Here is a 6,821-nt window from a genome sequence, read left to right as displayed (position 1 = left end):
GGGGCCTTGCGCGCCGCCGGCGTGCCGATGGCCGTCGCCACCGACTGCAACCCCGGCTCCTCGCCGCTCGCGTCCCTGCTTCTGGCCATGAATATGGTGTGCACGCTCTTTCGGCTAACGCCCGAAGAAGCGCTCGCCGGGGCCACGCGGGAAGCCGCCCGCGCCCTGAGGCTCGGCGCGGAGATCGGCACCATCGAGCCCGGCAAACGCGCCGAACTCGCCGTCTGGAACGTCGAGCATCCGGCGGAGCTTGCCTATCGGATCGGCTTCAATCCTCTTCACCGCCTCATTATCGGAGATGCCGCATGATCCCGGTGCCATGCCCCGCCATCGGAGGGCCATCGCAATGACGCTCACCCTCACCCCGGGCACCGTCTCGATCCACACGCTGGAGCAGCTCTGGCGCGAGGGCCCGGCGGTGCGCCTCGACCCCGCCTGTCACCCGGTGATCGAAGCCAGTGCGAAGCGCATTGCCGAGGTGGCCGGCGGCGCGGCCGTCTATGGCGTCAACACCGGCTTTGGCAAGCTCGCCAATGTGCGCATCCCGGCCGACGACGTGACGACCCTGCAGCGCAATCTAATCCTTTCCCATTGCTGCGGCGTCGGCGCGCCGCTGGAGGAAGGGATCGTCCGCCTTGTCATGGCGCTGAAGCTCATGTCGCTCGGCCGCGGCGCATCGGGCGTGCGGATGGAGACCGTACGGCTTCTCGAGGGGATGCTGGCGCACGGCGTCATTCCCGTCATCCCGGAAAAGGGCTCCGTCGGCGCCTCGGGCGATCTCGCGCCGCTCGCCCATATGGCCGCGGCGATGATCGGCGAGGGTGAAGCATGGGTCGCGGGCGAACGCTTGCCGGCTAAGAAAGCGCTGGAGAAAGCTAGTCTAGCGCCGATCGTGCTGCAGGCTAAGGAGGGTCTGGCGCTGATCAACGGCACCCAGGTCTCGACCGCGCTGGCGCTCGCCGGCCTGTTCCGCGCCCATCGCGCGGCGCGCGCGGCGGTCATCACCGGCGCCTTGTCGACGGATGCGGCCATGGGCTCCTCCGCCCCCTTCCATCCGGAGATCCACACCCTGCGCGGCCACCAGGGCCAGATCGACACGGCGACCGCCTTGTGGCGGCTGCTCGACGGCTCGGAGATCCGCGAGAGCCATCGCGAGGGCGACGAGCGCGTGCAGGACCCCTACTGCATCCGTTGCCAGCCCCAGGTGGACGGCGCCTGCCTCGACATATTGCGCCAGGCCGCGCGCACGCTCGAAATCGAGGCCAATGCTGTGACCGACAACCCGCTGGTGCTGTCGGACGGGTCGGTCGTTTCCGGCGGCAACTTCCACGCCGAGCCGGTGGCGCTCGCCGCCGACCAGATCGCGCTTGCCATCTGCGAGATCGGCGCCATCGCCCAGCGGCGCATCGCGCTTTTGGTCGACCCGGCGCTCTCCTTCGGCCTCCCGGCGTTTCTCGCCAAGAAGCCGGGGCTCAATTCCGGCCTGATGATCGCCGAGGTGACCTCCGCCGCGCTGATGTCGGAAAACAAGCAGATGGCGCATCCCGCTTCGGTCGATTCCACGCCCACCTCGGCCAACCAGGAGGATCACGTCTCCATGGCCTGCCATGGCGCGCGCCGGCTTCTGGCGATGAGCGAGAATCTTTTCGGCATCGTCGCCATCGAGGCCGTCACCGCGGCGCAGGGCATCGATCTGCGCGCGCCGCTCAAGTCCAGCGAGGAGCTGATGAAGGCGCATGGAACGATCCGCTCCGCCGTGCCGGCGCTGGAGGTCGACCGTTTCATGGCGCCCGATCTGGAAGCGGCAATCGAGCTCGTACGCTCGGGCCGGCTGAATGCCAGCGTCTCGCCCGGGATCCTGCCGGAACTGAGGAGTGCAGCATGAACCCCGTCGAAGTCGCCCAGGGCGATTCGCCCGTCATCCTGGCGTTCCCCCACACGGGCACCCACGTGCCGGAAGACATATGGGAGCGGCTGAACGCCGAAGGGCGCAAGCTGCGCGATACGGACTGGCATGCCGACAGGCTCTATGCGGGCCTCCTGCCTGCGGCGACCACCGTGCGCGCGACCTTCCACCGCTATTGCATCGATGCCAATCGCGACCCGTCGGGCAGGACGCTTTATCCGGGCCAGAACACCACCGCCCTGATCCCGCAAACCGATTTCGACAACCGGCCGATCTGGGAGGACGAGGGCGGCATCGGCGAGACGGAGTCGGTGACGCGCCTCTCCGCCTTCCACGGGCCCTATCATGCCGCGCTCGCGGCGGAGATCGAACGGGTGAAGGCGTTACACGGCGTGGTCATTCTCTATGACTGCCACTCCATCCGCTCCCATTGCCCTTTCCTGTTCGAGGGGCGCCTGCCGGACCTCAACATCGGCACCGACAACGGGCTCACCTGTGCTCCGGAGATCGAAGAGGCCGCGCGCGAAATCTGCAGCGCGGCGGACGGCTACAGCATGGTTGTCAACGGGCGTTTCCGCGGCGGCTGGACGACGCGCTTCTACGGTGTGCCGAAGGAGAACGTGCACGCCATCCAGATGGAGCTTGTGCAATCCGCCTATCTGGCGAGCGAGAGCGAACCCTTCGCCTACGATGCCGGGAGGGCCGAGCGGCTGCGCCCGCACCTGCGCGCGCTGCTCGAGCGGCTGGAGCAAATCGCCTTTTCCATGAAGAAGGACCAGGATCGATGACCGACCCGCGCCACAACATTCGCGAGGTGAAGGCGCCGCGCGGCCCCGAGCTGAACGCCAGGAGCTGGCTCACCGAAGCGCCGCTCCGCATGCTGATGAACAATCTCGACGCCGAGGTGGCGGAGAACCCGAACGAGCTCGTCGTCTATGGCGGCATCGGGCGGGCGGCGCGCACCTGGGATGATTTCGACCGCATCGTTGCGACGCTCAAGGATCTCGGCGAGGACGAAACCCTGCTCGTCCAGTCGGGCAAGCCGGTGGGCGTCTTCCGCACCCATGCGGACGCGCCGCGCGTGCTCATCGCCAACTCCAACCTCGTGCCGCATTGGGCCAATTGGGACCATTTCCATAAGCTCGACCGCGCCGGGCTGATGATGTACGGCCAGATGACCGCCGGCTCCTGGATCTATATCGGCAGCCAGGGCATCGTGCAGGGCACCTACGAGACCTTCGCCGAGGCCGGGCGCCAGCATTATGGCGGCGACCTCAAGGGACGCTGGATCCTGACCGCCGGGCTCGGCGGCATGGGCGGCGCCCAGCCGCTGGCGGCGGCCATGGCGGGCGCCTGCTGCCTGGCGGTCGAATGTGACGAGACCCGCATCGATTTCCGCCTGCGCACCCGCTATCTCGACGAGAAGGCGGAAAGTCTCGACGAGGCGCTGGCGATGATCGAGCGCTGGACGAAAGCCGGAGAGGCGAAATCGGTCGGCCTTCTGGGCAACGCGGCGGAGATCTTTCCCGAACTGGTAAGAAGAGGCGTGGCGCCCGACATCGTCACCGACCAGACCTCCGCGCACGACCCGCTCAACGGCTATCTGCCCGAGGGCTGGTCGCTGGCCGAATGGCGCAAGAAGCGCGAGAGCGATCCAAAGGCGGTCGAGAAGGCGGCGCGGGCCTCCATGCGCCGCCATGTGGAGGCGATGGTGGCCTTCTGGAACGCCGGCGTGCCGACGGTCGACTACGGCAACAATATCCGCCAGGTGGCGAAGGAAGAGGGGCTGGAAAACGCCTTTGCCTTTCCGGGTTTCGTGCCGGCCTATATCCGCCCGCTCTTCTGCCGCGGTGTCGGCCCCTTCCGCTGGGCCGCCCTTTCCGGCGACCCGGAGGACATCTACCGCACTGACGAGAAGGTGAAGGAGCTTCTTCCCGACAACGATCACCTCCACCGCTGGCTCGACATGGCCAAGGATCGTATCGCCTTCCAGGGGCTGCCCGCGCGCATCTGCTGGGTGGGGCTGGGCGACCGGCACCGCCTCGGCCTCGCCTTCAACGAGATGGTGGCCAGGGGCGAATTGAAGGCGCCGGTGGTGATCGGCCGCGACCATCTCGATTCCGGCTCCGTCGCCTCGCCCAATCGCGAGACGGAGGCGATGAAGGACGGCTCCGACGCCGTCTCCGACTGGCCGCTCTTGAACGCGCTCCTGAACTGCGCCTCCGGCGCCACTTGGGTGTCAATCCACCACGGTGGCGGGGTCGGCATGGGCTTTTCCCAGCATGCCGGCGTGGTGATCTGCGCCGACGGCTCGGACGCAGCGGCAAGACGCATCGAGCGGGTGTTGTGGAACGACCCGGCGACTGGCGTCATGCGCCACGCCGATGCCGGTTACGACATCGCGCTCGAATGCGCCCACGAGAAGGGGCTGCGCCTGCCGGCGATCCTCGGCAACTGAGCGCGCTCGGAACCGGAAGAGCGCTGTCTGCATTGATCCCGGCCGCGGGATGCGTGAGAATGCATACACGTCAGGCCGGGCCCGGCATTTCGGCGGGGTTCGTCTTTCTGTCATGCAAATCGCCTATTGGGTCGCGATCTGCGAGGAAACGAATCATGCGCTATGCCATCTATTTCACGCCGGACAAGCACGACCCGCTGGGCCGCGTCGCCGAGCGCTGGCTGGGCCGTAGCGCATTCGGCCGCGAGGTGCCGCCGCCTTCCGGTATCGGCGCGTTTTCCGCCGCCGAGATCGCCTTTCACACCGCCGCGCCCCGCCGCTACGGCTTCCATGCGACGTTGAAAGCGCCCTTCCGCCTGGCCGAGGGCAAAACCGAGGATGCACTGATCAGCGCACTGGCCGCATTCGCCGAAAGCCGCGAACCGATCTGCATCGAGCGGCTGGCGCTGGCACGTCTCGACGGCTTCTTTGCCCTGGTGCCGGCCGAGCCCTCGGCCGAACTCGACCGGCTGGCCGCCGATGTCGTGCGCGAATTCGAGCCTTTCCGCGCGCCGCTCGAGCCGGAGGAGATCGAGCGGCGGAGTTCGGACAACCTGACGCCGGAACAGCTTAAAAATCTCCATCAATGGGGCTATCCTCACGTTTTCGACGCGTTTCGATTCCACATGACACTGACGGGGCGCGTGCCGGCGGCGGAGGCTCAGCGGATGGAGCGTGCAATCGACTTCTTCTTCGGTCCGCTCCTCCTGGAGCCGCTGGAGATCGGCTCCCTGGCGCTGTTCGCCGAACCGGAGCTTGGCGCGCCGTTCCACGTGAAGTCCTTTCACGCCCTCGGCGGCGCAAGGGAGAGAAAGTCTGCCTGAGTAATGCATGAAACCGTTCTGAAGAATGCCCGCATCGTTCTTGCCGATGAGGTGATCGAGGGCAACCTGGTCGTGCGCGATGGCCGGATCGCCGAGATTGCGGCAGGTCCGGCGCGGACCGGCGAGGATCTTGAAGGCGATTACCTCATTCCGGGCCTGGTCGAACTGCACACGGACCATCTGGAGCGACACTATGCGCCGCGGCCGAAGGTGCGGTGGCATCCGGTCGCCTCCGTGCTCGCGCACGATGCGCAGATCGCCACGTCCGGGATTACGACCGTGTTCGACGCCCTGCGCGTCGGCATGGATGGCGAGGGCGACGTGCAGACACAGGAAATGCGCAGCCTCGCCGACGCGATCGAGGAGAGCGCCGCCGCCGGCCGCCTGCGCGCCGAACATTTCCTGCATCTGCGCTGCGAGGTTTCCGTTCCCGACTGCCTTTCCGGCTTCGCGCTGTTCGACGGCGACGATTACGTCAAGCTTGCATCGCTGATGGACCATTCGCCCGGCCAGCGCCAGTTTACCGACCTTCAGTCCTACGCGGTCTACTACCAGGCCAAGACCAAACTGTCGGACGATGCGTTTCGTCTCTATTGCGCACGGCGCCAGGAGGAGTCGCAGCAAAACTCCGCGCCCAACCGCCGCGCCGTCTCGGCCGCCTGCCAAGAGCGCGGCATCATTCTCGCCAGTCATGACGACGCCACGCCGGAGCACGTGGATGAGGCGGCGATGGACGGCGTGCGCGTGGCCGAGTTCCCGACCACCGCCGCGGCGGCAAAGGCTTCCAAGGCGGCGGGAATGGCGGTGCTGATGGGTGCGCCGAACCTCGTGCGGGGCGGCTCGCATTCGGGCAACGTCTCGGCGCGGGAATTGGCCGAAAACGGCAGCCTCGACATCCTTTCCTCCGATTACGTCCCCTTCAGCCTCATTCAGGCCGCCTTCCTCCTGGGCGAGACGGTCGAGGGCATCGGGCTGCCGCGGGCGATCGCCAAGGTGTCCAGGAATCCCGCCGCCGCCGTCGGACTCGACGACCGGGGCGTGATCGAAGAGGGCCGGCGCGCCGATCTCGTGCGCGTGCGGCCGGACGGAGGCGTGCCCGTGGTGCGCACCGTGTGGCGCCAGGGCGCGCGCGTGGCGTAGATGATCTCCGAAACCATCGAGCGCGCGCAGGAAGAAACGCCCTTTCCCATAAGGCATGGGGTGTTCGTGGCGGTTGCCGGGCCTTCAGGCGCCGGCAAGGATTCTTTGATCGATTATGCAAAACCCCGGCTGGGCGCGCTCGCGGCCGACATCGTCTTTGCCCGCCGTATCATCACGCGACCGCCCGAAGCCGGTGGCGAGGCACATGATGCGATGGACGCGGAAACGTTCGAGCGGGCGCGGGCGGAAGGCCGCTTCGCGCTGAGCTGGCGCGCGCACGGGCTCGGCTATGCGCTTCCCGCAAAGGTGGACGCGACGATGCATGCCGGCGGTGTCGTGGTGGCCAATGTCTCGCGCGCCATCGTCCCGGACATCAAGGTGCGATACGCCCACGTCGCGCCGGTCCTGATTACCGCGACGCCCGAGGCGCTGGCAGAGCGCCTGGCCCGGCGCG

7 protein-coding genes are annotated in these 6,821 nt (G+C 67.4%); all 7 read left to right on the top strand.

The features are described from left to right. The coding region (locus tag ACFP9U_RS22870) for an amidohydrolase family protein (RefSeq protein WP_378624995.1) at positions 1-309 on the top strand (309 nt) is incomplete at its 5' end. Positions 310-346: 37 nt separating this feature from the next. Further along, the gene (hutH, locus tag ACFP9U_RS22865) at positions 347-1,885 is read left to right on the top strand and encodes a histidine ammonia-lyase (RefSeq protein WP_378624993.1); all 1,539 of its coding nucleotides are present in this window, start codon (positions 347-349) and stop codon (positions 1,883-1,885) included. Next, positions 1,882-2,694, top strand: a complete 813-nt coding sequence (hutG, locus tag ACFP9U_RS22860; RefSeq protein WP_378624992.1) for an N-formylglutamate deformylase — start codon at positions 1,882-1,884, stop codon at positions 2,692-2,694. The genes hutH and hutG overlap by 4 nt, the downstream gene beginning before the upstream one ends. Beyond that, positions 2,691-4,364, top strand: coding sequence for a urocanate hydratase (gene hutU, locus ACFP9U_RS22855; protein WP_378624989.1), 1,674 nt, complete (start codon positions 2,691-2,693; stop codon positions 4,362-4,364). The genes hutG and hutU overlap by 4 nt, the downstream gene beginning before the upstream one ends. Before the next feature lie 155 nt (positions 4,365-4,519). After that, a complete protein-coding gene (locus ACFP9U_RS22850; RefSeq protein WP_378624987.1) occupies positions 4,520-5,227 on the top strand; it encodes a DUF1045 domain-containing protein in 708 nt (235 codons plus the stop codon). A 3-nt stretch (positions 5,228-5,230) separates the two neighbouring features. Continuing rightward, on the top strand, positions 5,231-6,367 hold the full coding sequence (locus tag ACFP9U_RS22845; RefSeq protein WP_378624985.1) for an alpha-D-ribose 1-methylphosphonate 5-triphosphate diphosphatase: 1,137 nt from the start codon (positions 5,231-5,233) through the stop codon (positions 6,365-6,367). Next, positions 6,368-6,821, top strand: a 454-nt coding sequence (phnN, locus tag ACFP9U_RS22840) for a phosphonate metabolism protein/1,5-bisphosphokinase (PRPP-forming) PhnN (RefSeq protein ID WP_378624984.1), incomplete at its 3' end; no start/stop codon positions are given.

This window comes from Nitratireductor sp. GCM10026969 (assembly GCF_042660605.1).
Taxonomy (GTDB): Bacteria; Pseudomonadota; Alphaproteobacteria; order Rhizobiales; family Rhizobiaceae; genus Chelativorans.
Note: the sequence above shows the minus strand (reverse complement) of the source record. Positions and strands in the feature narration are given on the sequence as shown.